Here is a 23,193-nt window from a genome sequence, read left to right as displayed (position 1 = left end):
GAAAAAGAATTACGCGCGATCGACCGTAAAGGCAATCACGTCGCCCAGTTGCTCGGCGCCCAGCGCCAGCATCACCAGACGGTCTACGCCCAGCGCGACGCCGGAACAGTCCGGAAGACCGGCTGTTAATGCGTCCAGCAGGTTAGTATCAATAGGCTGCTGCGGAAGACCGCGGGCATTGCGCTTGCGGTTATCCTGCTCGAAACGTTGCTGCTGTTCACGAGCATCGGTTAATTCGTGGAAGCCATTCGCCAGTTCAATGCCCTTGTAATAGACCTCAAAACGTTCCGCAACGCGGTGATCTTCGGTGCTGATCTGCGCGAGCGAGGCCTGACTTGCCGGGAAGTGATAGACGAACGTCGGGCGGTCTTTACCAATCTGTGGCTCAACGCCAAAGGCAAACAGCAGCTGCAGTAAGGTATCGCGATCTTCTTCGGTGTCCGCCACATTGCTCAGATCGAGTTTGGCTGCCACTTCACGTAGCTGGGTTTTATCCGCTGAAAGAGGATCAATCTCCAGATAGCGCTGGAATGCTTGCTGATAAGAGAGCGTTTCGGCTTCCGCACACTCCAGAACCTGCTGCAGCAGATCATCCACCTCGTTCATCAGGCGATACATATCGTAATGCGGACGGTACCACTCCAGCATGGTGAACTCAGGGTTGTGATGACGTCCCATCTCTTCATTACGGAAACTACGACATAGCTGGAATACCGGGCCACAACCCGCCGCCAGCAAGCGCTTCATGTGGTATTCCGGGCTGGTCATCAGATAGAGGTTCATCCCCTGAGAGTGGCCAGGTCCAACAAAACGGGTTTCAAACGGGACCAGATGAATATCAGTCACCGTCGCCTGACTCATGCAGGGCGTCTCCACCTCCAGCACACCGCGATCGGCAAAGAAACGGCGAATTTCCGCCATAATTGCTGCGCGTTTTAACAGGTTTGGGATGGATGCGCTCGGCTGCCAGGTGGCCGTTTCGCTCATGAGATTTTCTCCGATTTCAGACAAGGGGACGAAGTCTACTCGTTACCCCGAGCGGAGACAAATTTTGCACAGTGAAATAGCCATTTTTTATTTAGGACATTAATTGCGTGTCGCAATTCATCAATCACGATGATAAATCGCGCGGTAGAACCGCAAAAAAATCGAACACGTCAAATTTCCCTCACGTCTGTGCGGCTATACTGCTTTACCCATAAAGGAGCAGTGGAATCGTTTTTGCATCCGCCCATTCGGAAAAGAACCCTCTTGATGGTCGCCGTGATGCGAAATAACAATATCTGGAGGAATGTCGTGCAAACCTTTCAAGCCGATCTCGCCATCGTTGGCGCTGGCGGAGCAGGATTACGCGCTGCAATTGCTGCAGCTCAGGCCAATCCGAACGCCAAAATCGCTCTGATTTCCAAAGTTTATCCCATGCGCAGCCATACGGTTGCCGCGGAAGGCGGTTCTGCCGCCGTTGCGCAGGATCATGATAGCTTTGAGTACCATTTTCACGACACCGTCGCCGGGGGCGACTGGCTTTGCGAGCAGGATGTCGTCGATTATTTCGTACATCATTGCCCAACCGAGATGACGCAACTGGAACAGTGGGGCTGCCCGTGGAGCCGCCGCCCGGACGGCAGCGTCAATGTGCGCCGTTTTGGTGGCATGAAGATTGAGCGCACCTGGTTTGCCGCCGACAAGACCGGCTTCCATATGCTTCACACCCTCTTCCAGACCTCCCTCCAGTTCCCACAAATTCACCGCTTCGATGAGCACTTCGTGCTGGATATTCTGGTCGATGACGGGCACGCGCGCGGCCTGGTGGCGATGAATATGATGGAAGGCACGCTGGTGCAGATCCGCGCGAATGCGGTGGTGATGGCGACCGGGGGTGCTGGCCGGGTATATCGCTACAACACCAATGGCGGCATCGTTACCGGCGATGGCATGGGTATGGCGCTCAGCCACGGCGTGCCGCTGCGTGACATGGAATTTGTGCAATATCACCCTACCGGCCTGCCGGGTTCGGGCATTTTGATGACGGAGGGTTGCCGCGGTGAAGGCGGGATCCTGGTCAATAAAGATGGCTACCGTTATTTGCAAGATTACGGCATGGGCCCTGAGACTCCACTCGGCGAGCCGAAGAATAAATATATGGAGCTTGGCCCACGCGATAAGGTGTCTCAGGCATTCTGGCACGAGTGGCGTAAAGGCAACACGGTTCCGACGCCGCGCGGCGATGTGGTCTGGCTGGATCTTCGTCACCTGGGCGAGAAAAAGTTACTTGAACGCCTACCGTTCATTTGTGAACTGGCGAAAGCCTACGTGGGCGTGGACCCCGTGAAAGAGCCCATTCCGGTACGCCCGACAGCACACTACACCATGGGCGGCATTGAAACCGATCAGCAGTGTGAAACCCGAATTCAGGGGCTGTTTGCCGTGGGCGAATGCTCTTCTGTAGGCCTGCACGGGGCAAACCGTCTGGGGTCCAACTCGCTGGCCGAACTGGTAGTCTTTGGCCGCATGGCAGGCGAAAAAGCGATGGCGCGAGCAGCAACCTCAGGCGAGGCCAATAGTGCCGCGCTGGATGCACAGGCTGCGGATGTCGAAAAACGCCTGAAAGCGCTCGTTAACCAGGAAGGCAGTGAAAACTGGGCGAAGATCCGCGATGAGATGGGCCTCTCCATGGAAGAGGGCTGCGGCATCTACCGTACACCTGAGCTCATGCAGAAAACCATCGACAAGCTGGCGGAGCTCCAGGAGCGTTTTAAACGCGTACGTATTACCGACACCTCCAGCGTGTTCAATACCGACCTGCTGTACACCATCGAGCTGGGCCACGGCCTGAACGTAGCCGAATGTATGGCTCACTCGGCAATGGCGCGCAAAGAGTCACGCGGCGCGCATCAGCGTCTGGATGAAGGCTGCACCGAGCGCGACGATGTCAATTTCCTCAAGCATACCCTCGCTTATCGCGATGCAGACGGCACAACGCGTCTGGACTATAGCGATGTGAAGATTACTACGCTGCCACCGGCGAAGCGTGTGTACGGTGCAGAAGCGGAAGCAGCCGATAAGAAGGAGACGGCGAATGGCTGAGATGCAAACGCTGAAAGTTGAAGTGGTGCGCTACAACCCGGAAGTGGATTCCGCACCACACAGCGCTTTCTATGAAGTGCCCTATGACGAGCAAACCTCCCTGCTGGATGCGCTCGGTTACATAAAAGATAATCTGGCCCCGGACCTGAGCTACCGCTGGTCATGTCGCATGGCGATTTGCGGTTCATGCGGCATGATGGTCAATAAAGTGCCGAAGCTTGCCTGTAAAACCTTCCTGCGAGATTACCCCAAAGGCCTCAGGGTTGAAGCCCTGGGCAACTTCCCGATCGAGCGCGACCTGGTTGTCGATATGACCCACTTTATCGAAAGCCTGGAGGCAATTAAACCGTACATCATTGGTAACCCACGCACCCCGGATCAGGGGCCGAACGTGCAAACGCCGGCACAGATGGCGAAATACCATCAATTCTCCGGCTGCATCAACTGCGGCCTCTGTTACGCTGCTTGCCCACAGTTTGGCCTGAATCCGGAGTTCATCGGCCCGGCCGCCATCACGCTGGCACACCGCTATAACGAAGACAGCCGCGATCGCGGTAAAAAAGAGCGTATGGCACAGCTCAATGGCCAGAACGGCGTCTGGACCTGTACGTTTGTGGGTTACTGCTCGGAAGTCTGTCCGAAGCACGTCGACCCGGCCGCCGCTATCCAGCAGGGTAAAGTTGAAAGCTCGAAAGACTTTCTTATCGCCACCCTGAAACCACGCTAAGGAGTGCGTAATGACGACTAAACGCAAAGCCTATATACGGCCAGTGCCGTCCACCTGGTGGAAAAATCTGCCGTTTTATCGCTTCTACATGCTGCGCGAAGGTACGGCAGTCCCCGCGGTGTGGTTCAGCATTGAACTGATGTACGGCCTGTTTGCCCTGAAGCACGGTCCGGAATCCTGGGCCGGATTTGTGGGTTTCCTGCAAAACCCCATAGTGGTGCTGCTAAATATCATTGTGCTGGCGGCCGCGCTGCTACATACCAAAACCTGGTTTGAGCTGGCGCCTAAAGCGGCCAACATTATCGTCAAAGGCGAAAAAATGGGGCCAGAGCCTGTGATCAAAGGGCTTTGGGTAGTCACAGCCGTTGTGACTGTGGTGATCCTTGGCGTTGCCCTGTTCTGGTAAGGAGGCCAGTATGATCAATCAAAATCCAAAACGATCTGATGAACCTCTCTTTTGGGGACTATTTGGCGCAGGCGGCATGTGGTGCGCCATTATCGCGCCTGCGATTATCTTGCTGGTGGGAATTATGCTGCCGCTGGGACTGTATCCTGGTGATGCCCTGAGCTATGAGCGAGTACTCGCTTTTGCCCACAGCTTAATCGGTCGCGTCTTCATCTTCCTGATGATCGTTCTGCCGCTATGGTGTGGGTTACACCGTATCCATCATGCCATGCACGACCTGAAAATCCATGTGCCAAACGGTAAGTGGGTATTTTATGGTCTGGCGGCGATCCTGACCGTTGTCACGCTGGTTGCTGTCGTATTTATGTAATTATCCTCGCTCTCCTGTCGCGGCAGGAGAGCAAATTTCTCGCCAGGCTCTACACTTAACAAAAACCTCTCAGGACATCTCTATGCGCATCCTGCCTGCTTTCGCTGCTATTGCCGCTGCGTTTCTGGTTGTTGCCTGTAGTACCCCTACCCCGCCGCCTGGCGTCACCGTCGTGAATAATTTTAACGCCCAACGTTTCCTGGGTACCTGGTATGAGATCGCCCGCTACGACCACCGTTTTGAACGCGGATTAGAGAAAGTGACGGCAAACTATAGCCCGATGCGCGACGGTGGTATCCAGGTCATCAACCGGGGCTATAACGCTGAGCGTGGAATGTGGCAGCAGGTGAAAGGGAAAGCTTATTTTACTGGCTCGCCGAGCAGAGGGGCGCTGAAAGTCTCTTTCATTGGCCCCTTCTATGGTGGGTATAATGTCATTGGACTGGATCGAGACTATCAGCATGCGCTGATATGCGGACCGGATCGCAACTATCTTTGGCTGCTGTCTCGTACGCCAACGGTCACGGCAGAGATGAAACAGCAGCTCCTCGATGTTGCGACCCGTCAGGGTTTCGACGTCAGCAAATTAATGTGGATTGAACAGCCACACTAATGGGTGCTGAGTTTTAGCCCAATGATTCCGGCAACGATCAACGCGAGGCTGGCAATTCGTGCCAGGCTCGCTGACTCGCCCAGAAGCAAAATGCCTGTGATAGCAGCGCCCACCGCGCCGATACCCGTCCACACCGCGTAGGCCGTCCCTACCGGTAGCGAACGCATCGCCCAGGAGAGCAAAACAATACTGATAATCATGGCGGAGACAGTGATGATGCTTGGAGTCAGGCGGGTAAAACCATGGGTATATTTCAGGCCAATGGCCCATACCACTTCCAGCAAGCCGGCAATAAAAAGAATAATCCAGGACATAGGGGCTCCTTAACTTAGAAAACAGTATGGGGCCGTCCCCGATGATAAGGCCTTTATGGGTCGTCCCATAAAGATAGGTCATTCTCATTGTGAAGAGCATGGGTTCACAATTCAATATATTTATTCAGCGAATAAATGAGAGCTTAAAAGCAAGAAATAGGCGCTGTTAGCTACGAAGTTCAGGCATTTACCACTCATCGGACTTCCCTATGATGGGGGGCTTGCCGAGAGCAGATCGTAGCCACCTCTTACCGATTGCGAAAATAATATGTTCAAAATACTTTTGATTGACCGATGTCACTTCACCCGCACCGGGCTAGAAGAGTGGCTCAATCATTCAGGGCTGTTTCCACACTCCCTGTTAGTTACCAGTCTTAATAACCTCTTTCTTGCCAAAGAGCATATCCTGCAGTGGAAACCGGCACTGGTTATTGCTGATTTAAACGGTTTTCAGTCAGATATACACCATCTTGAGCAGCTCTCTCCTCTGATGGCGGCCAGTGAAAATGTTCCTTTTATCTCTTTGCATACGGGCGAAGCGCCAGAGATGTCTGCATTTATGCAGCGCTTCCCGGTTTGGGCATCATTACAAAAAAACACGGCTCTGGACACCCTATCCGAAACCATTAACGACGCGCTCACCACTCACGAAGTATGTGAGCCTGCGTATATGGCGACGCCATTATTGACCAAACAGGAAGAGAGAGTGTTATCGCTATGGATGGAGGGGGACAGTAATCAAAAGATTGCCAGCAAGCTGAGTATTAACGGCAAAACCGTGTACACCTACAAACGAAATATTCGTATGAAACTACATATGGATACGCGGTATTCGCCGTTTTTATCACTACCTGAACATCAACTGGACGGTACGGTGACCTGAAGCCCCGTACCGTTCAGCATTACTGTTGTGCTTTCGTTGCGGCGCCAGAGATTGCGCTGCCACCGTCAGAAATATCCTCACCAACCCCACGGGTGGTATTACAGGCGGTTAAAACTGATGAAAGCACCAGAACAGAAAAGATCGCTGCAATTGTTTTCTTAACCATAATTTCTTCCTTTTTAAGCCAAAGTTATTTTTGTATAGCCACTTAAGCATAGCCAAAATCGCGCCATTCGACGGAAAAGGGAAAAATTTTAGGAATAAATGAGAAGAGATTAACTGGCAGCGCGAGAAATGATGTGGCCCAGGCCCTGAATATCCTCACCAACACCGCGCGCGGTATTGCATCCGCACAGCAAAGTGCCTGCGATAGTCATCATCAAGACGAGAGCGATTTTACGTTTCATCTTCCCTGAACCTCAAAAAAATAAGGCGCAGCAAACGCTGCGCCTTCGATCAAGAGTGCATTACTTGACGCGGGATACGTACTCGCCAGAGCGGGTATCCACTTTAATAACTTCACCGATCTGTACGAACAGCGGAACTTTAACCACTGCGCCAGTAGACAGCGTAGCGGGTTTGCCACCTGTACCTGCGGTATCACCTTTCAGGCCTGGATCGGTTTCGATAATTTCCAGTTCAACGAAGTTCGGCGGAGTGACAGCGATTGGCTGGCCATTCCACAGGGTCACGATGCACTCAGCCTGATCCAGCAGCCATTTGCCGTTATCACCGATAGCTTTTGCATCAGCGGACAGCTGCTCGAAGGTTTCGTTGTTCATGAAGTGCCAGAACTCACCATCGTTGTACAGGTAAGTCAGGTTCATATCGACAACATCTGCGCCTTCTGCAGAGTCGGTGGATTTGAAGGTTTTCTCAACACGGGTACCCGTCAGCAGGCGGCGCAGCTTAACACGTGCGAATGCCTGACCTTTGCCGGGTTTAACGAATTCACTGGCTTCAACCGCGTACGGTTCGCCGTCCATCATGATTTTGAGACCGGCACGAAAATCGTTGCTATAGTAAGTCGCCATAAGGCCCTCTGAAATTGTTAATTGGTAGCTAAGCCACAAAATGGCGCATATTGTAACCCTAAATACCCCATCCAGAGAAGATTGGTTATCGCAACTTGCCGATGTAATCACCAGTCCTGATGAACTGCTTCGTCTTTTAGATTTGGACGCCGATGAAACATTGCTTGCAGGTAGAGAGGCAAGACGCCTCTTTGCGCTGCGTGTCCCCCGCGCGTTTGTTGCGCGAATGGAGAAAGGCAATCCTAACGATCCTCTTTTAAGACAGGTACTTACTTCTCAAGAAGAGTTTATTTCTACCCCGGGATACAGCACCGATCCCCTCGACGAGCAGAACAGCGTCGTGCCGGGTTTGCTGCACAAATACCGCAATCGGGCTTTGCTGCTTGTAAAAGGAGGTTGCGCGGTAAATTGTCGCTACTGTTTCCGTCGCCACTTCCCTTACGCTGATAATCAGGGCAACAAGCGCAACTGGCAAGGTGCACTGGATTACATTACCCAGCATCCGGAGCTGGATGAGATTATTTTCTCCGGCGGCGATCCGCTTATGGCGAAAGACCATGAGCTGGATTGGCTGATGACGCAGCTTGAGAGCATTCCACATATTAAGCGGCTGCGGATTCATAGCCGTTTGCCGATTGTTATCCCGGCACGTATTACAGAACCGCTAGTTGCACGCTTTGCAGCCTCATCGTTACAAATCTTGCTCGTGAACCATATAAACCACGGCAATGAGATTGATGAAGAATTCAGTCAAGCAATGGCACGGCTACGAAAAGCGGGTGTGACACTGCTCAACCAGAGCGTCTTGTTGCGTGGTGTCAATGATAATGCGTTTACGCTAGCGGCCCTAAGCAACAAACTGTTTGATGCCGGAATCATCCCTTATTATCTCCATGTTTTGGACAAGGTTCAGGGAGGGGCTCATTTTATGGTGAGTGATAGTGAAGCGCGGGCGATCATGCGCGAGTTGATGGCCAGTATCTCTGGGTATCTGGTACCCAAATTGACGCGAGAAATAGGCGGAGAGCCTAGTAAGACGACACTCGATCTAGGCCTTAAGCAACATTAAAATCATAGTTGTCCGGGTATCCCTTTCTATCCGGACAAGAATCCAAATCCCTCTAATTCTAAACTTAAAATATCCATAAGCTTAAAATAACATTTTAAAATGTTTGATAATGAGGGAAATAAGCTCAGCGACTATCAAAATAACAAAAAGTACTATAACCCATTTCGGTAATTTCAAAATCACGCCCGAAGAGCCTGAAGGCGCTGCGTTATTGTCCATAACGTTGTAACCTGTGAGAGCACCCGGCTGACTTTTTATGGAAGCATGTCCTGAGATAGTCGTTGATGGGATAGTATTCTCACTGTCCTCCTCCTCAACGATCTCCAGATGCGTACCTGGGGCAAGAATAAACCCATTTCGGCGCACAGTAACAATGATTTCATCAGTCAAACCTGCTTTTTTAAGGGATTTCCTTAATAACGAAATATTTTGATAAAAGGTATTCTGTGACACAACAATACCTCTGGCCATCCAGACGCGCTCCAGGAAATCATCGCGTGAAACAACCTTTCCGCCATTTTCAATTAAGAGCTGCAAGCAACGCGCAGTTGGCGCATTAAGAGTCACCTTTGTACCATCAGGTTTAAGCGTTCTCAATTCGCATGAATTGACATCGAATATAATTTCTTTATTTATTAGAAATAAATTATATGCCATAACCTTTCAGCCTTCCTTTACTGTCAAGACGGTTAAAACGTAGCGGTTATTCCCAACCACCTGTGAAATCATTTCATCACAACGATTTTGATGTATGAATCCTACCGATTCATGATGACCTACAAACAACAGTTGAATATCGTATCATAATTTTCGTATTCGATGAAAGATACCACTCGCAGCCAAAAAACATGTCTAAGATCATTTTTAACTCTTTGATTATACTGAAATGAGAATAAAGTTAGCTTAAACAATGGTACCGTTTATCAAATACATAAATAAATCATACTATTCATGTAGTTGGATACTTTAGAAGTCTTATCCAAATCCCCGCAGCCCATGGAACCCAGCATTGATGTGTGGCTCGGAAAAATCGAATGTAGTTCTATTTCATTCTGATTTATTGATTTCTAATGCTAACCAGGCAATGTGATGTCAGAGGGAAGAGAATGCTGATAGTTGTTATGAATTTATGAAGGTTATGGCAGGTTATTTTTCTGAATAGCGTATCCATCAAAGGCGACAAGCACCCTATTGTGATACTCAAACAACTAACAATAAGGTGGCTAAAGCCCTCCATTATCGCATCGCTAAAGTATGACTGGAACATGAATTATTTGCGGGAAGAATGCCTTGCATCTAAACATATCTTAATTCAACGTTAAATTATTCTTCTTAGTTAATAAGAATCAATACAAATAGGATAAGACCGATTATTAACAACTAAACAATTCACCAACAAAATTAAATTCATCTTGCGACTATAACCAGAATCTACCATCTATAAAAAAACTAAATGATCCCTACTTCTGTGAACATGATATTTAATTCAACCAAATTCATATGCGCACACACATAAAAAGAAATACATTTACTCAGCTTTCTCGTTGCATAGACCTCTGATTACCATCGCATGGCGATAGATGAAAGGTTTGTGCCCAGGAGCAAAAGGGTAGGCCTAATCGCATGCATTAGCCGCTACTTAAATAGGATTGCTGTCGTTTTATATGAATGGAACAAACAAATGAAAAAGAATATTCTCGCCGTTTTAGTCGCCGCAACAACAGTTCTGAGCGCTCAGGCATTTGCAGCTGGCAACACAGCTCAACTGGTTATTCACGGTACCGTGTCTAACTCTGATGAATCCTGTAACGTTACCCCAGGTGCTGGTGCTATCAGCGGTGGTACCGTGGTACTGGACAACGTCAAAGCAACTGTACTGGAAGCCGCTGCTGCCAACGTTCCGGTATTAGCCTCTGCAAAAGATATCACTTACAAAATTGAAGATTGTAAGAAAGGTGGCAATGCGTACACAGGTAATCTGACTGTGAACGTTGCAGGTAACTATGTTTCAGGTCAGCCTCAGATTCTGACTAACGAAGCAGCAAATCCTGCAGCGAAAACAGGTATCGCATTGATCAATGGTGACTCTACCCGCGTTAAATTCGATGGTACTGAAGCAAAAACCGTTGCTTATAAAGCCGGTAGCCCAACCATCCTGAGTTATAAAGCAGCATATGTTAAAACTGCAACTGGCGTAACTGCTGGTGATGTAAAAGGTGTTGCTACCTTTACTATTACTTATTGATCGTTTGAGGGGCCTGCTACGGCAGGCCCTTTTGTTTTGCTTTTATTTTTTTGAGAATACATTATGCGCAAGTCATTATTAAAATTAGTGGCAATGTTAATTTGCTCCACCAGTTTCGTAGCTAATGGCGGCGTGGTTGTCGAGTCCACTCGTTATCTTTATAAAGAGGGCTCGCGTGAAATCAGCGCCCAGTTAGATAACAAAGATGATACACCTTACCTGATGAAATCATGGGTTGAAGCATCAGGTACAAGTACAGTCTCCGCTTTTATGGTGACCCCACCTCTTTTTCGATTAGAGGGTAAACAGAAAAACACTGTCCGCATTTTTCCCAATGCACATATCTCATCTGCAGCAAAAGACAGAGATACATTATTTTATTTCAACGTAATGTCGATTCCGCCAACAAACAGTGACGACGCAGAGAGTCAGAATAGGCTACAGCTTGCGGTTCGCCACAGAATGCGATTGATCTATCGTCCAAAAGCAATACAAAAATTATCCGTGATTGAAGAGTCAAAGAAAATAAAATGGCGGAAAAGTAACGGAAAAATCACCATTGAAAACCCGACTCCATTTTTCATTTATTTTACATCAGTGAAAATAAATGGAAAAGAAATGGTCGATAACATTCCTAACATTGAGGCGTTTGAATCAAAACAAGCAGACTTGCCAGCAGGGATAACTGGAGGAAAAGTCACATGGAGCGTCGCAACCGAATATGGAAGCGCGGGTCCGGAATATTCATCATCAATATAACTTAAAAATTCTGACCGGTTAGGGTGAAACTATGTCTGCATTCATAAAAAAAAGGGAGCACATCCTAGCAGGAGTATCCCAAAAATTTGTGGCGCTGATGCCAGCATTACTGATTGGCTTCAGTGGCAATGTTGCTGCTCGTGATTTTTTTGATCCTGCATTCATACGAAGTGTTGGTCAAAACGACACATCAAAGTTGCCGGATTTATCGATATATGCAACCCAGAATGCCCAGGCACCTGGGGAATATCGCGTTGAAGTCATGCTCAACAATGAGTACATCGAAACAACGACAGTACATTTCGTCGAAGTCGCTAAAAACGATGGGATTACACTCGTTCCTTGTCTCAGCCTAACCAAGCTTTCTGCCTATGGCTTACGTCTGAGTGCATTTCCTGATCTGAAGGAAGATACTAAAGGTTGCACTAATACAAATATTATTCCTGATTTCAAAGCTGAATTCAACTTCAATACGCAACAATTAAATATATCCATACCTCAAGCCGCATTAACACATATAGCGCAAGACGTAATACCTGTTGAAGAATTTGATGAGGGCATAACTAGCCTTTTAGCCAACTACCAGTTTACCGGTGGTAAAGATTTTGAGAATGAGCATGAAAGTTACAATCTCAACCTGCAGTCAGGTTTGAACGTTGGTCCATGGCGAATCCGTAATTTAGGTGCATGGAGTAAAACTGACGGCAATAAATCAGAATGGGATTCTGTCTATTTATATGCGCAAAGAAGTATTGTGCCACTGAAGAGCACCCTGGTATTAGGTGAAAGTTCATCTCTATCGAATATTTTTGATAGCGTTCCTTTTACTGGCTTACAATTAAGCACCGATCTCGATATGTTACCGGAAAGCGTTCGTGGTTATGCTCCTGTTATTCGAGGCATTGCAAAAACCAATGCGCGTGTTGTTGTCAAACAAAACGGATACCAGGTCTATCAGGCTTTTGTCTCTCCTGGCGCGTTTGAAATTAATGATATGTATGCTACGGGTGGTAACGGAGATCTCTATGTAACTGTAGAAGAAGCAGATGGAACAGAACAAAAATTTATAGTCCCATTTGCATCGCTGCCATTAATGCTTCGCGAAGGGCAAGTCGAGTATGAAGTGACGAGCGGTAAATACCGCCCTTATGACAACAATACCGATGAAACACCTTTCACTCAGGCAACCGTTAGTTATGGGGCATTCAGTAACACCACCTTCTATACGGGCTTGCAGGCGGCATCTAAATATAAGTCTTTAGTATTCGGTATTGGTCATAACCTTGGCGAAATTGGTGCAATCTCCGCGGACATCACCCAAGCCTGGTCAAAAAGAAAAGATGAAGATAAAACTTCAGGTCAATCATGGCGTATTCGTTATGGTAAAAATATCATTGAAACCGGTACGAATATCACGGTAGCTGGCTACCGCTATTCTACTAAAGGTTTTAATACCCTCTCAGAGGTTCTTGATACTTACGTAAGTGACACGCTATCAAGGACTTCGCGTTCAGTGCGTAACAGAACAAACTTAACGGTAAACCAAAGCCTCGGCGATGGCCTTGGGAATATTGCCGTCACCGGTCTGTTTGAAGACTATTGGGATAGCAGCCGTAAAAATCAGTCATTAAGCATTGGCTATAATGGCGGCTGGAAAAGAATTAACTACTATGTGGGTTACAGCTATAGCAGATATAGCTGGGAAAATAGCCAAAGCGATAAAATAAAAGAAGACAACCATCTTTTCTCTTTGAACATCTCCGTACCGTTAGCCGATTGGTTGCCGAACACTTATGCTTCGTATCAATTAAATAATAGTAACCCGGGATCGACTGAACAATTTGTCTCATTAAATGGCGTTGCATTAGAAAACAACCAGCTGGACTGGAACGTTCAGCAAGGTTATAGCAACCGCGACAGTACCAGTGGAGGCGTCTACAGCTCGTACAAAGGCTCGAAAGGCTCAGTTAACGGTGGTTACAGTTACAGTAGCAGTAGCCAACAGATCAACTATGGCGCCAGTGGCGGTGTCTTGCTCCATGAGAATGGGATCACCTTTGGACAGGAAATGTCAGACACTGCAGCATTGGTTAAGGCTCCCGGGCTCAGTCATGTTCGGCTGGAGTCTGATTCAACAATTGAAACTGATTCTCGTGGATATGCCATCGTTCCTTACGTCAGCCCTTATCGCAGAACCGGTATTACACTCGACAGCACAACATTAGCCGACAATATGGAATTACCTGTTACGTCGAAAAAAGTGGTACCTACCCGAGGCGCAATCGTAAGCGCAGATTTCGAGGGTAATATCGGCCGTCGGGCATTCCTCATATTGAAACAGCTATCAGGTGCAGACGTCCCTTATGGTGCAATGGTAACCTCCTCTGCCACACCTAAAGCCCAGGCCAGTATCGTTTCCGATGCAGGCATGGTTTACATGTCAGGCCTGAAAGACACGGGTGAGGTTTATGCTAAATGGGGTACAAATGCAGATCAACAGTGTACCGCATCATATAATTTAGCTTCAGTTACAGGAAGTATTGCGCAAACAACAGTGGTTTGCCGCTAATAAGGATCGTTAACACCATGAAAAAATTATTCTTACTAATAAGTTTATTTACCACAAGCTTGCACGTAGCGGCTGAATGTAGTTACAGCGGTACTGGTGGCGGTATTAACGTATCCTTTACCAATGTAAAAATATTATCTGATTCAAGCCAGCCCAACGGAGCAATATTAGCGGCCGCAACTCGTGGTGGTAACGTAACGGATGTCAAAACATTTTCAAACTGCGGTCCTGGTGATGTATATGTTATACATTCCACCAAAGATGTCGATTCCGGGATAAAAGGTGTTCAGGGTATGCCTGTTTATAATACGGGTATACCCGGCATAGGGTACCAAATAACGGACATTACTACCGGTACGAAAATACGACCTATTGCTGCAGAGTTCAACTCACCTGTACCCGCTGACACACGCTACTTTTCTAAGTCCTATATTCCAGAACAAGTGACCGTCTGGCTGGTCAAAACAGGCCCAATTACACCACAAACTTTAAGCGGCATGATTACAGTTTATTATTTGGCCGGAAATGCTACGGATACCGCGGGTACGGGTGCTCAGAACAAAGGGCAGCTCTTCAGGATTGGTATTAACTTATCTACTATTAAATTTAAGCAAACCAGTTGCAACATTACACCACGTAATGGAAATACGGTGATCCTTGATAAGATCACTGCGGCACAGTTGAAAGCAACACCTCAGGGGGGAGATACAGGGAAGCAAAAAAATATCAGGCTCGATATTGACTGCCCTTCAACTGAGGTTGGGAAAAATTATCTCTATTGGTTCAACCCAATTAGCGAAAACTCACCCACTAAAGATGGTGTTTTGCTGAACGATATTTCGAACGGGGTAAGAGGGGTTGGTCTCATCATAAAACAGGAAAACAAACCAATCACATTCTATGATCTTAATAAATATAAAATTTCTAACATTAAAAATAACCAATCGTTAAATCTCACAACAGACTACTATTTAATGTCAAATGATGTCACCTCAGGGGCTGTTAAGGGACAATTTGAAGTCATACTGCAAGAAAAATAACTCTCTATTTCAGTAAATTAAGTAGTCCTGTTAATTTTTCATCATCAGCCTAACCATCGGCTGATGATTTTTTTATAGTTCTGCGGTCCGCTCTGAAAAGACATCAATAAATAATGGCCATTAACACCCAGCCAAAGCGCCATACCGAACCAGGGAAACACTAAAAAAGCAACTTAGAAAAGTCTTTTTTATCAGTTGGATATTTTAAAATGAGACAGAGTTCACGATTAACTTCATAAGTGAAGTATGTTTCTTTTTTAGATTAACCAATCAAAATTCAACATCAAAGTATAATAAAAGTATTGGCATTGATATTTTATCGTTTTACCTTATTGCGAAAGAATGTCAGGGCACCGATTCCTGACATGCTTTTGTCTGTAAAGCACTCGTTTAGATTAATTACATACAAATTTAAATCATCATTATATAAGGAAATACAATGAAAGAATTAACTTCGATTGAAATGGCGAATGTGTCAGGAGCGGCTCTCAAATCTTTTATTAATGGTACACAAGGTTTTGGTGCCGCAGTCGTCGACGGTGTTCTGGGTGGCCTGCTTTCCGCTATCGTTTGTTCATCAGCGGGTGGTCTGCAGGGCGCTACAACTGCAAGCGGTGCGGGTGGCGGTCTGATTGGGGTAGGCGTTATTACTATGGCTGTAGGTTCAATCTGGGGTGCCATCCACGGCGGTATTCTTGGTGTTTGTTATGGCGCTTACAATGGCGTTGCAGAGGCTCAGGTAATCTCTAATCAGGTGCTAGACGGCATGTCTGATGGCACCATCGGTGGTTACAAACCTATTCAGTGGTTTAAGTAATAATACGTCTACGATAAGTGTAGTTATTATTTTATACGCTTAGCGTCTCCTCAGGCATTCTTAAAGGATGCTTACTTTTGAAGTTTAATGATTGCAGGATTAAGTCAGTCCTCATTCATTAGTTAATAACGAATACAGCAATATTAAAACAGGAATTAAAAATGAAAGAATTAACTTCAATTGAAATGAATGAAATTTCAGGTGCCGGCATTCTGAGTTTCCTGAATGGTGAACAAAGTTTTGGTGTCGCGCTTGTTGACGCCGTAGTGGGTGGTATTTACGGCGCGGTCGTTCTATCAGCTCAGGGCGCATTACAGGGCGCTACGACTGGTAACAGCACTGGCGGCGGTATGCTGGGTGTTGGTTCAGTGATGGCCTGGACTGGTTCCATCTGGGCTTCAGTTCAGGGCGGCGTATGGGGTGCCGTGATTGGTGCCTATGAAGGTACTGCTGCCATTGACGATCGCACCCGCATCTTCTTTGACAGCGTAGTATTTGGTACTGGCGGCGGCTTCAAAAACTAATTTTTCTTATTGATCGTGGAGAGCACATCGATATCACTTGTCGATGTGCTCTCCATTCTCTTTTTAAAATTCACGCCCATAGGAATTATAATTTCAATTTTACTGATAAAGAATCATTCTTTTTATTAACGATTTTAAACACTATAAAATAAAAGTGATTGAACATGACTAATAAACTTTATCGCAAGGAAGCGATTGAATACAAAAAGAATCACTGGAAAGGGAAAGCACTTTTATTAGCAGGCATGCCAGCATGGTTAATAAGCATACTTTCGCTGTGTTTTTTTTGCATGCTTATCTTTTCGTTGATTTTCTGTAGCTATACGCAGCGTATCGATGTGCGCGGCGAGGTCATTACATTGCCTCATTCGGTAAACGTCTTCTCTCCCCAGCAAGGTTTTGTTGTTAACAAATACGTGGAGCCAGGCGATATAGTGACTAAAGGAACACCACTGTATGAACTGGATGTCTCTCGCTCCACCGCAAGCGGCAACGTTAACGATTCCATGACGGCAGTCATTACTGAGAAAATTAGTAATGGCGAAGAGATTATCGCCAAAATTGCATCTAACAAGAATGAAACATTAGAGGCATTAAACACCCAGCTGCATCAGTATGAATTTTCGTTAAAAGAGACTAACGAAATGTTGCGCAATGCCTCGAGTGGCCTGCGGAAAATGAAAGAAAACCTGCAGAGTTACGATCAATATCTTAAGCAAGGGTTGATCACTAAAGATCAGTATAACTACCAGCACTCATTATTCTTTCAACAGCAGAGTACTTATCAATCGCTGGTCAGCCAAAAAATGCAGCTTGAATCGCAATTAACTCAGCTTAAAAGCGATATTGTGACTAAAGGTTCAGATTTTGATAACCAAATATCTAGTCAAAAGAACCAAATTAATGATTACAAAAACCAACGACTGGAATCTAATGCAAACGGAAATCTGGTTGTTAAAGCCACTACGGACGGCAAGATAGAATCAATATCCGTCACCACGGGCCAGATGGTTGATAAAGGAAGCAGCCTTGCTCAAATAAAACCAACGGACAACGTTGAGTATTACTTAATTTTGTGGCTGCCTAATAACAGCATTCCCTATGTCAAAACCGGGGATACTGTAAATATTCGTTATGATGCTTTCCCTTCGGACAAATTTGGCCAGTTCCCGGGAAAAATTGTCTCTATATCCTCCGTTCCGGCATCGCGACAGGAAATGGCTGAATATACGAACACTGCATCTGGCCCTAATCAACAAGAACTCGCGCTCTATAAAACAGTTGTTGCAATCAAAGATAAGAAAATCAGTTACAACGGCAAAACCCTTGAACTTTCTAATGGGCTTAAGGCCCAGGCGATTGTTTTTCTTGAAGAAAGACCACTGTACATGTGGATGTTTACCCCAGTTTATAAAATTGCACAAAGCGTGAGTGGTCCGATCAATGAATAAAGCGTTATTTGAAAATATTATATCCAAACTGAATTTTTCGTTCAGAAAAAGCACCCCTGTCATTTTGCAGTCCGAGGTTTCAGAGTGCGGAATCGCTTGCTTAGCAATGATTTCAGGCTACTACGGCCTGAATATTGACTTGTTCAATTTCCGTGAGCGTTTTGGTAGCCCCTCCCAGGGTGTGAGTCTGTTGTCATTATCTCACACAGCCGATCGTGCTGGCTTAAAGAACCGTGCATTATCTCTGGATCTTGATGAAATTCATCAGTTGAAATTGCCATGCGTGATTCACTGGGGAATGAATCACTACGTGGTACTGACTAAAGTACGTAAATCAAGCTTTGTGGTGCATGACCCCGCTCTTGGCAAACGTATTATTGGCATCCAGGAGATGTCTAATAACTTCACGGGCATTGCCATGGAGTTATGGCCTGATCAAAACTTCCAGCAGGAGAAAGCAAAGTCCCGTTTACGCTTATTAGATTTAATGCGTAATATTGTCGGACTTAAGAGTACGCTTATTAAACTCTTCGCCTTCTCTGTCGTCATCGAAGCGATAGGTCTGCTTTTGCCAATTGGTACGCAGATGGTTACGGACCATGTGATCATGGCTCACGATCAAAGTCTGCTGGCAGTCATCTGTATCGGTCTGGTGACCTTTACACTGTTCCGTACCTTCCTGAGCATGTTACGTGGCTGGACATCATTAACCTTGAATACGCTGACAAGTATTCAGTGGAAAACAACGTTATTTGATCATCTTGTCCGTCTGCCGCTGGCGTTCTTTGAGAAACGGCAGCTTGGTGATATTCAGTCGCGCTTTGGTTCGTTAGACACTATTCGTTCAACCTTTACGAATAGTATCGTCACCGGCGTCATCGATTCGATTATGACTATCGGGCTCCTGGTTATGCTCACCCTTTACGGTGGCTGGTTAGTCTGGGTAGTTGTCGGTTTTACAGTGTGCTATGCCATCATCCGTTTAGCCACTTATCGCTTCTATCGCCGCGTATCGGAAGAACAGGTGATTAAAGGAGCCAGAGCAAACTCGCACTTTATGGAGTCCTTGTATGGTATCGCAACCATTAAAGCCCTCAATATAAAAGAGCGTCGCTCACAGAACTGGTTGAATTTGAATATCGATGCCTGTAACGCTGGTATCAAACAGACGCGTTTTGACATGCTATTTGGTGGAATAAACACTTTTATTTCGTCAATTGATCAAGTGGTTATCCTTTGGCTTGGCGCACTTATGGTTATCGATAATAATATGTCGCTGGGTATGTTTATGGCCTTTAATGCTTATCGCGGTCAGTTCTCGCAGCGCGCATCCAGTTTGATCGACCTGGTCATGCAGTTACGCATGCTTTCCTTACATAATGAAAGGCTTTCTGAAATTGCATTTAGCGAGCCAGAAGCTGAAATGCCGGTTCGTCGGGTCTTTGCAGAAAACGAAGGCATTAAGCTGGAGATCAAAAACCTTAGCTATCAATACGATCCCTTTTCACAGCCTATATTCTCGAATCTCGACATTACCATCGAGCCAGGGGAATCGCTGGCGTTGGTTGGCCCGTCAGGTGTGGGCAAAACCACATTACTCAAAGTGATGTGCGGGTTACTTTCGCCTACCAGCGGCGATGTGAAGGCCAACAATTTAAGTATTGAGAAGATTGGTTTAAATAATTATCGCCTCAGCACGGCTTGTGTTCTTCAAGAGGACCGTCTGTTTTCGGGTTCCATCGCTGAAAACATAAGCTGTTTTGAAGATAATGCCGATATGGATTTCATTATTGAATGTGCACGCCATTGTAATATTCATGATGAGATTATTAACATGCCTATGGGATATGAAACGCTGGTTGGTGAATTAGGGACAGGCTTGTCAGGCGGGCAAAAACAACGTTTGCTTATTGCTCGTGCCTTATACCGGAAACCAGGCATTCTGTTTATGGATGAAGCAACCAGCCATCTGGATTTAAACAACGAAGCTAACATTAACCAGTCTATTTCATCGTTAAGTATTACCCGCGTTATTGTTGCCCACCGTCCATCGACGATTGCATCAGCAGACCGCGTAATTGATTTAAGTAAACTGGCTAAACATTAAACCTATTCACAGGTAAGGAACAACCTATGACGATAAAAGTAAAAGGGATTAATACAGGATCGATTAAAAGCAATGAACGCTTTGCCCTCATGGCGTTCAAAATCAGAGATATCGATAATGTTGAACATACCTTCTTTTTCCAGTTGAATCAGTTGATCGATTTACTTTTGATCCTACGCTTTCGTATAGCAAAAGTATCGCAGCGCCTCGCTGAGCGTGGGGAAAGTTATAAAGAAAAGCTTATCGCTGAAAGAGACAGTTTGATGGCTAACGTCCCCAATATTGATGTCATGGAAGTCAATAACCCGGACATTTCTAAAGTCGTTATGTCTATGGCGCCGAAGCAGAAAGATGAAAAATTCGAGCTCGTCGCTATGTTGCAAAATGAACAAATCGAGTGTATTGAAATAGATGATACTCAAATTGAGTTTATCGTCTTCGCTATTCAACAATCGCTCAATACAACAAATGACAAGCAAACCATACAACTGGTTACTTCATTGCTTGATTTTGTCATGCTGTATTTTGTTGATCTGTCAGATATGACTAATCTTAACTTCCGAAAAGTTGAACATGAGAAATGGAAGCTAGATTTGTTCACGCACTATATTGCCGTTCTGTTTTGCTTTGAACATGAAGAGGGCAAAAAAATATTGGCGGGTACCATCCTTAAAACAGAGGCCGAACCTAATACGGAGCAATTGCAGAGTATTCTTCACCGGGTTGCGGTGATGTCGCCTGGCGTGAAAGCCCTTCAGGAACAGCATCCGATATGCCAGACTTTTGCCAAAATCATTCCGTCAGAACCAAACCAGCTTCTTACCATGGAGGAGTGCATGCAGCCGCTGCATGATTTCTGTGTGGAAGTGAAGACGGCGATGCTCAACGCATAAGAATTTGAGCGTCTACAAGGATGTAGAAAACGGTAATCTTTCCCTCCGTTTGCTCAGGTTTCCCTCTCATTTATGAGAGGGCGAACCAGAGCGTCCAGACAAGATATTAATGCTTTTGCTCCGATAATATCAGTTCGGGCACTTATACACCTGGCCGTTCATCTCACTGGCCGTCGGGACAAAGCTTGATAACATCCCCTGCGTCGGGCTGCTCACGCCATAAATCACGTTACCGCCCATTGCAGCTGCCTGGTTACGCAGCGCATTCGCCGCACCGCGCATTGAGCCGCCCTCTTCCCCGTGCTGCCCAGAAAGCCAGTTGCTCTGTTTGCCATTGGCCGTGCCCAACAGCTGACATTCACTCCCGGGTTTATCTTCTACGAAGCGGACATTCTGCCCACCCGCAGATAACTCATTACCGGAACTGCAACCCGCCAGCAGCAACGCTGCCCCTACGATCCCTGCACAGACTTTTACGCGCATGTTATTCCTCGATTTTAATAAGATGGACAACCGTTGCCCTGTGTAAACCTTATACTAAAAAGATGACCAAAAGAAAAACCCCCAGCCATTTCTGACTGGGGGTTTCTTCATTTCTGCGAGGTGCAGGGCAATTACATCATGCCGCCCATACCACCCATGCCGCCCATACCGCCAGCAGCACCTAAGTCAGGCGCGTCGCTTTTCGGCAGGTCAGTCACCATGCACTCGGTGGTGATCATCAGGCCAGCAACAGAGGCCGCGTACTGCAGAGCAGAACGGGTCACTTTGGTTGGGTCCAGAATACCGAAGTCGATCATGTTGCCGTATTCTTCAGTAGCTGCGTTGTAACCGTAGTTACCTTCGCCCGCTTTCACGTTGTTAGTCACAACAGACGGTTCTTCACCGGCGTTAGACACGATCTGACGCAGAGGTGCTTCCATTGCGCGCAGCGCAACTTTGATACCCACGTTCTGATCTTCGTTCTGAGCAGTCAGGTTAGCCAGTTTAGCGGCAACGCGCACCAGCGCTACACCACCACCAGCAACAACGCCTTCTTCTACTGCAGCGCGGGTTGCATGCAGAGCATCATCAACACGTGCTTTTTTCTCTTTCATTTCAACTTCGGTCGCAGCACCCACTTTGATTACTGCAACGCCGCCTGCCAGTTTCGCTACGCGCTCCTGCAGTTTTTCACGGTCGTAATCAGAAGTCGCTTCTTCGATCTGCTTACGGATCTGACCAACACGGCCCTGAATCGCAGCTTCTTCACCCACGCCATCAATGATGGTGGTGGTGTCTTTGTTGATCACAACACGTTTAGCCTGACCCAGATCTTCCAGGGTCGCTTTTTCCAGCTCCATACCGATCTCTTCAGAGATAACGGTACCGCCGGTCAGGGTAGCGATATCCTGCAGCATCGCTTTACGGCGATCGCCGAAGCCAGGTGCTTTAACCGCAGCCACTTTCACGATGCCACGCATGGTGTTAACCACCAGGGTCGCCAGCGCTTCGCCTTCAACGTCTTCAGCAATGATAAGCAGCGGCTTGCCGGCTTTCGCAACGGCTTCCAGCACTGGCAGCATTTCGCGGATGTTGGAGATTTTCTTGTCAGCCAGCAGAATGAACGGGCTTTCCAGTTCAACAGCGCCAGTTTCTGGCTTGTTGATGAAGTATGGGGACAGGTAACCGCGGTCGAACTGCATACCTTCAACCACGTCCAGTTCGTCTTCCAGACCGGTACCGTCTTCAACGGTGATAACGCCTTCTTTACCGACTTTGTCCATCGCTTCTGCGATCAGCTTACCTACGGTTTCGTCGGAGTTAGCGGAGATGGTGCCAACCTGAGCAATCGCTTTAGAGTCAGAGCACGGTACGGAGAGCGCTTTCAGTTCTTCAACAGCGGAAGCGACAGCTTTGTCGATACCACGTTTCAGATCCATTGGGTTCATACCCGCAGCTACGGCTTTCAGACCTTCAGTGATGATAGCCTGCGCCAGTACGGTCGCGGTGGTGGTACCGTCGCCTGCAGCGTCGTTCGCTTTAGAGGCAACTTCTTTCACCATCTGCGCGCCCATGTTTTCGAACTTGTCTTCCAGCTCGATTTCACGTGCAACAGAAACACCATCTTTAGTGATGGTTGGCGCGCCGAAGGATTTATCCAGCACTACGTTACGACCTTTCGGGCCCAGAGTGACTTTAACTGCATCTGCCAGTACGTTCACGCCGCGGAGCATTTTAACACGAGCGTCGTTACCGAATTTTACGTCTTTAGCTGCCATGTTCTTATTTCCTCAAATTCGTAC

At 46.9% G+C, this 23,193-nt stretch carries 24 protein-coding genes; 16 read left to right on the top strand and 8 right to left on the bottom strand.

The annotated features are described in order from the left end of the window. Positions 1–9: 9 nt before the first annotated feature. Entirely contained in the window at positions 10–987 is a 978-nt protein-coding gene (epmA, locus tag B3B59_RS05615; RefSeq protein ID WP_040077514.1) for an elongation factor P--(R)-beta-lysine ligase, read from the bottom strand. 309 nt (positions 988–1,296) lie between these two features. On the opposite strand from epmA, the gene frdA reads away from it, so the two are divergent. The 5 genes from frdA to blc all read left to right on the top strand — a co-directional run bounded on the left by frdA (position 1,297) and on the right by blc (position 5,203). After that, the gene (frdA, locus tag B3B59_RS05610) at positions 1,297–3,087 is read left to right on the top strand and encodes a fumarate reductase (quinol) flavoprotein subunit (RefSeq protein WP_263616674.1); all 1,791 of its coding nucleotides are present in this window, start codon (positions 1,297–1,299) and stop codon (positions 3,085–3,087) included. Further along, a complete protein-coding gene (locus tag B3B59_RS05605) occupies positions 3,080–3,814 on the top strand; it encodes a succinate dehydrogenase/fumarate reductase iron-sulfur subunit (RefSeq protein ID WP_286783885.1) in 735 nt (244 codons plus the stop codon). The genes frdA and B3B59_RS05605 overlap by 8 nt, the downstream gene beginning before the upstream one ends. Before the next feature lie 10 nt (positions 3,815–3,824). Further along, a complete protein-coding gene (gene frdC / locus B3B59_RS05600; protein ID WP_040077518.1) occupies positions 3,825–4,220 on the top strand; it encodes a fumarate reductase subunit FrdC in 396 nt (131 codons plus the stop codon). 10 nt (positions 4,221–4,230) lie between these two features. After that, complete coding sequence (gene frdD / locus B3B59_RS05595; protein WP_286808333.1) at positions 4,231–4,590, top strand: fumarate reductase subunit FrdD; 360 nt, start codon at positions 4,231–4,233, stop codon at positions 4,588–4,590. An 82-nt stretch (positions 4,591–4,672) separates the two neighbouring features. Beyond that, positions 4,673–5,203: an outer membrane lipoprotein Blc gene (gene blc / locus B3B59_RS05590; protein WP_040077521.1), complete on the top strand. Its 531-nt coding sequence runs from the start codon at positions 4,673–4,675 to the stop codon at positions 5,201–5,203. Here blc and sugE read toward each other — a convergent pair. Continuing rightward, the gene (gene sugE, locus B3B59_RS05585; RefSeq protein ID WP_040077522.1) at positions 5,200–5,517 is read right to left on the bottom strand and encodes a quaternary ammonium compound efflux SMR transporter SugE; all 318 of its coding nucleotides are present in this window, start codon (positions 5,515–5,517) and stop codon (positions 5,200–5,202) included. The genes blc and sugE overlap by 4 nt on opposite strands. A gap of 268 nt (positions 5,518–5,785) precedes the next feature. On the opposite strand from sugE, the gene B3B59_RS05580 reads away from it, so the two are divergent. After that, complete coding sequence (locus tag B3B59_RS05580) at positions 5,786–6,400, top strand: helix-turn-helix transcriptional regulator (RefSeq protein ID WP_207292850.1); 615 nt, start codon at positions 5,786–5,788, stop codon at positions 6,398–6,400. 19 nt (positions 6,401–6,419) lie between these two features. Here the strand turns inward: B3B59_RS05580 and ecnB are convergent, their stop codons facing one another. From ecnB to efp, 3 genes are all read right to left on the bottom strand, one after another. Beyond that, a complete protein-coding gene (gene ecnB / locus B3B59_RS05575) occupies positions 6,420–6,566 on the bottom strand; it encodes a lipoprotein toxin entericidin B (protein ID WP_039055654.1) in 147 nt (48 codons plus the stop codon). Between the two features lie 109 nt (positions 6,567–6,675). Continuing rightward, entirely contained in the window at positions 6,676–6,807 is a 132-nt protein-coding gene (locus tag B3B59_RS05570; protein ID WP_072056347.1) for an entericidin A/B family lipoprotein, read from the bottom strand. A gap of 60 nt (positions 6,808–6,867) precedes the next feature. Then, the gene (efp, locus tag B3B59_RS05565; protein ID WP_040077524.1) at positions 6,868–7,434 is read right to left on the bottom strand and encodes an elongation factor P; all 567 of its coding nucleotides are present in this window, start codon (positions 7,432–7,434) and stop codon (positions 6,868–6,870) included. Positions 7,435–7,474: 40 nt separating this feature from the next. Between efp and epmB the strand changes: the two genes are divergently transcribed. Beyond that, positions 7,475–8,503, top strand: a complete 1,029-nt coding sequence (epmB, locus tag B3B59_RS05560) for an EF-P beta-lysylation protein EpmB (protein WP_212478510.1) — start codon at positions 7,475–7,477, stop codon at positions 8,501–8,503. A gap of 81 nt (positions 8,504–8,584) precedes the next feature. Here epmB and B3B59_RS05555 read toward each other — a convergent pair whose 3' ends face one another. Then, positions 8,585–9,160 (bottom strand): transcriptional regulator, encoded by a 576-nt coding sequence (locus B3B59_RS05555; RefSeq protein ID WP_286808332.1) that lies wholly within the window; start codon positions 9,158–9,160, stop codon positions 8,585–8,587. Between the two features lie 1,024 nt (positions 9,161–10,184). Here B3B59_RS05555 and B3B59_RS05550 point away from each other — a divergent pair. From B3B59_RS05550 to yjeJ, 9 genes are all read left to right on the top strand, one after another. After that, a complete protein-coding gene (locus B3B59_RS05550; RefSeq protein WP_040077527.1) occupies positions 10,185–10,748 on the top strand; it encodes a fimbrial protein in 564 nt (187 codons plus the stop codon). Between the two features lie 63 nt (positions 10,749–10,811). Beyond that, the gene (locus tag B3B59_RS05545; RefSeq protein ID WP_286808330.1) at positions 10,812–11,507 is read left to right on the top strand and encodes a fimbrial biogenesis chaperone; all 696 of its coding nucleotides are present in this window, start codon (positions 10,812–10,814) and stop codon (positions 11,505–11,507) included. Between the two features lie 31 nt (positions 11,508–11,538). After that, a complete protein-coding gene (locus B3B59_RS05540; protein WP_286808328.1) occupies positions 11,539–14,076 on the top strand; it encodes a fimbria/pilus outer membrane usher protein in 2,538 nt (845 codons plus the stop codon). A gap of 17 nt (positions 14,077–14,093) precedes the next feature. After that, positions 14,094–15,116 (top strand): fimbrial protein, encoded by a 1,023-nt coding sequence (locus B3B59_RS05535; protein WP_286808327.1) that lies wholly within the window; start codon positions 14,094–14,096, stop codon positions 15,114–15,116. Positions 15,117–15,555: 439 nt separating this feature from the next. After that, positions 15,556–15,933, top strand: coding sequence for a hypothetical protein (locus tag B3B59_RS05530; protein WP_046885489.1), 378 nt, complete (start codon positions 15,556–15,558; stop codon positions 15,931–15,933). 161 nt (positions 15,934–16,094) lie between these two features. Further along, entirely contained in the window at positions 16,095–16,457 is a 363-nt protein-coding gene (locus tag B3B59_RS05525) for a hypothetical protein (RefSeq protein WP_046885490.1), read from the top strand. A gap of 164 nt (positions 16,458–16,621) precedes the next feature. Further along, positions 16,622–17,908, top strand: coding sequence for an HlyD family secretion protein (locus B3B59_RS05520; RefSeq protein ID WP_286808325.1), 1,287 nt, complete (start codon positions 16,622–16,624; stop codon positions 17,906–17,908). Beyond that, the gene (locus tag B3B59_RS05515) at positions 17,901–20,015 is read left to right on the top strand and encodes a peptidase domain-containing ABC transporter (RefSeq protein ID WP_263616667.1); all 2,115 of its coding nucleotides are present in this window, start codon (positions 17,901–17,903) and stop codon (positions 20,013–20,015) included. Before B3B59_RS05520 ends, B3B59_RS05515 begins: the two co-directional genes overlap by 8 nt. 26 nt (positions 20,016–20,041) lie before the next feature. Beyond that, entirely contained in the window at positions 20,042–20,908 is an 867-nt protein-coding gene (gene yjeJ, locus B3B59_RS05510) for a YjeJ family protein (protein WP_286808323.1), read from the top strand. 129 nt (positions 20,909–21,037) lie between these two features. Here yjeJ and B3B59_RS05505 read toward each other — a convergent pair whose 3' ends face one another. Then, complete coding sequence (locus B3B59_RS05505) at positions 21,038–21,391, bottom strand: DUF4156 domain-containing protein (protein WP_040077535.1); 354 nt, start codon at positions 21,389–21,391, stop codon at positions 21,038–21,040. A gap of 131 nt (positions 21,392–21,522) precedes the next feature. Then, positions 21,523–23,169 carry a chaperonin GroEL gene (gene groL, locus B3B59_RS05500; protein ID WP_040077537.1) on the bottom strand — a complete coding sequence of 549 codons (1,647 nt, stop codon included), beginning with the start codon at positions 23,167–23,169 and terminating at the stop codon, positions 21,523–21,525. Positions 23,170–23,193: the final 24 nt, after the last annotated feature.

Source organism: Leclercia sp. UBA2479 (genome assembly GCF_002341985.1).
In the GTDB taxonomy this organism is placed as follows: domain Bacteria; phylum Pseudomonadota; class Gammaproteobacteria; order Enterobacterales; family Enterobacteriaceae; genus Enterobacter; species Enterobacter pneumoniae.
The sequence above is the reverse complement of the archived record's forward strand: the minus strand, read 5'-3'. Positions and strand labels throughout refer to the sequence as shown.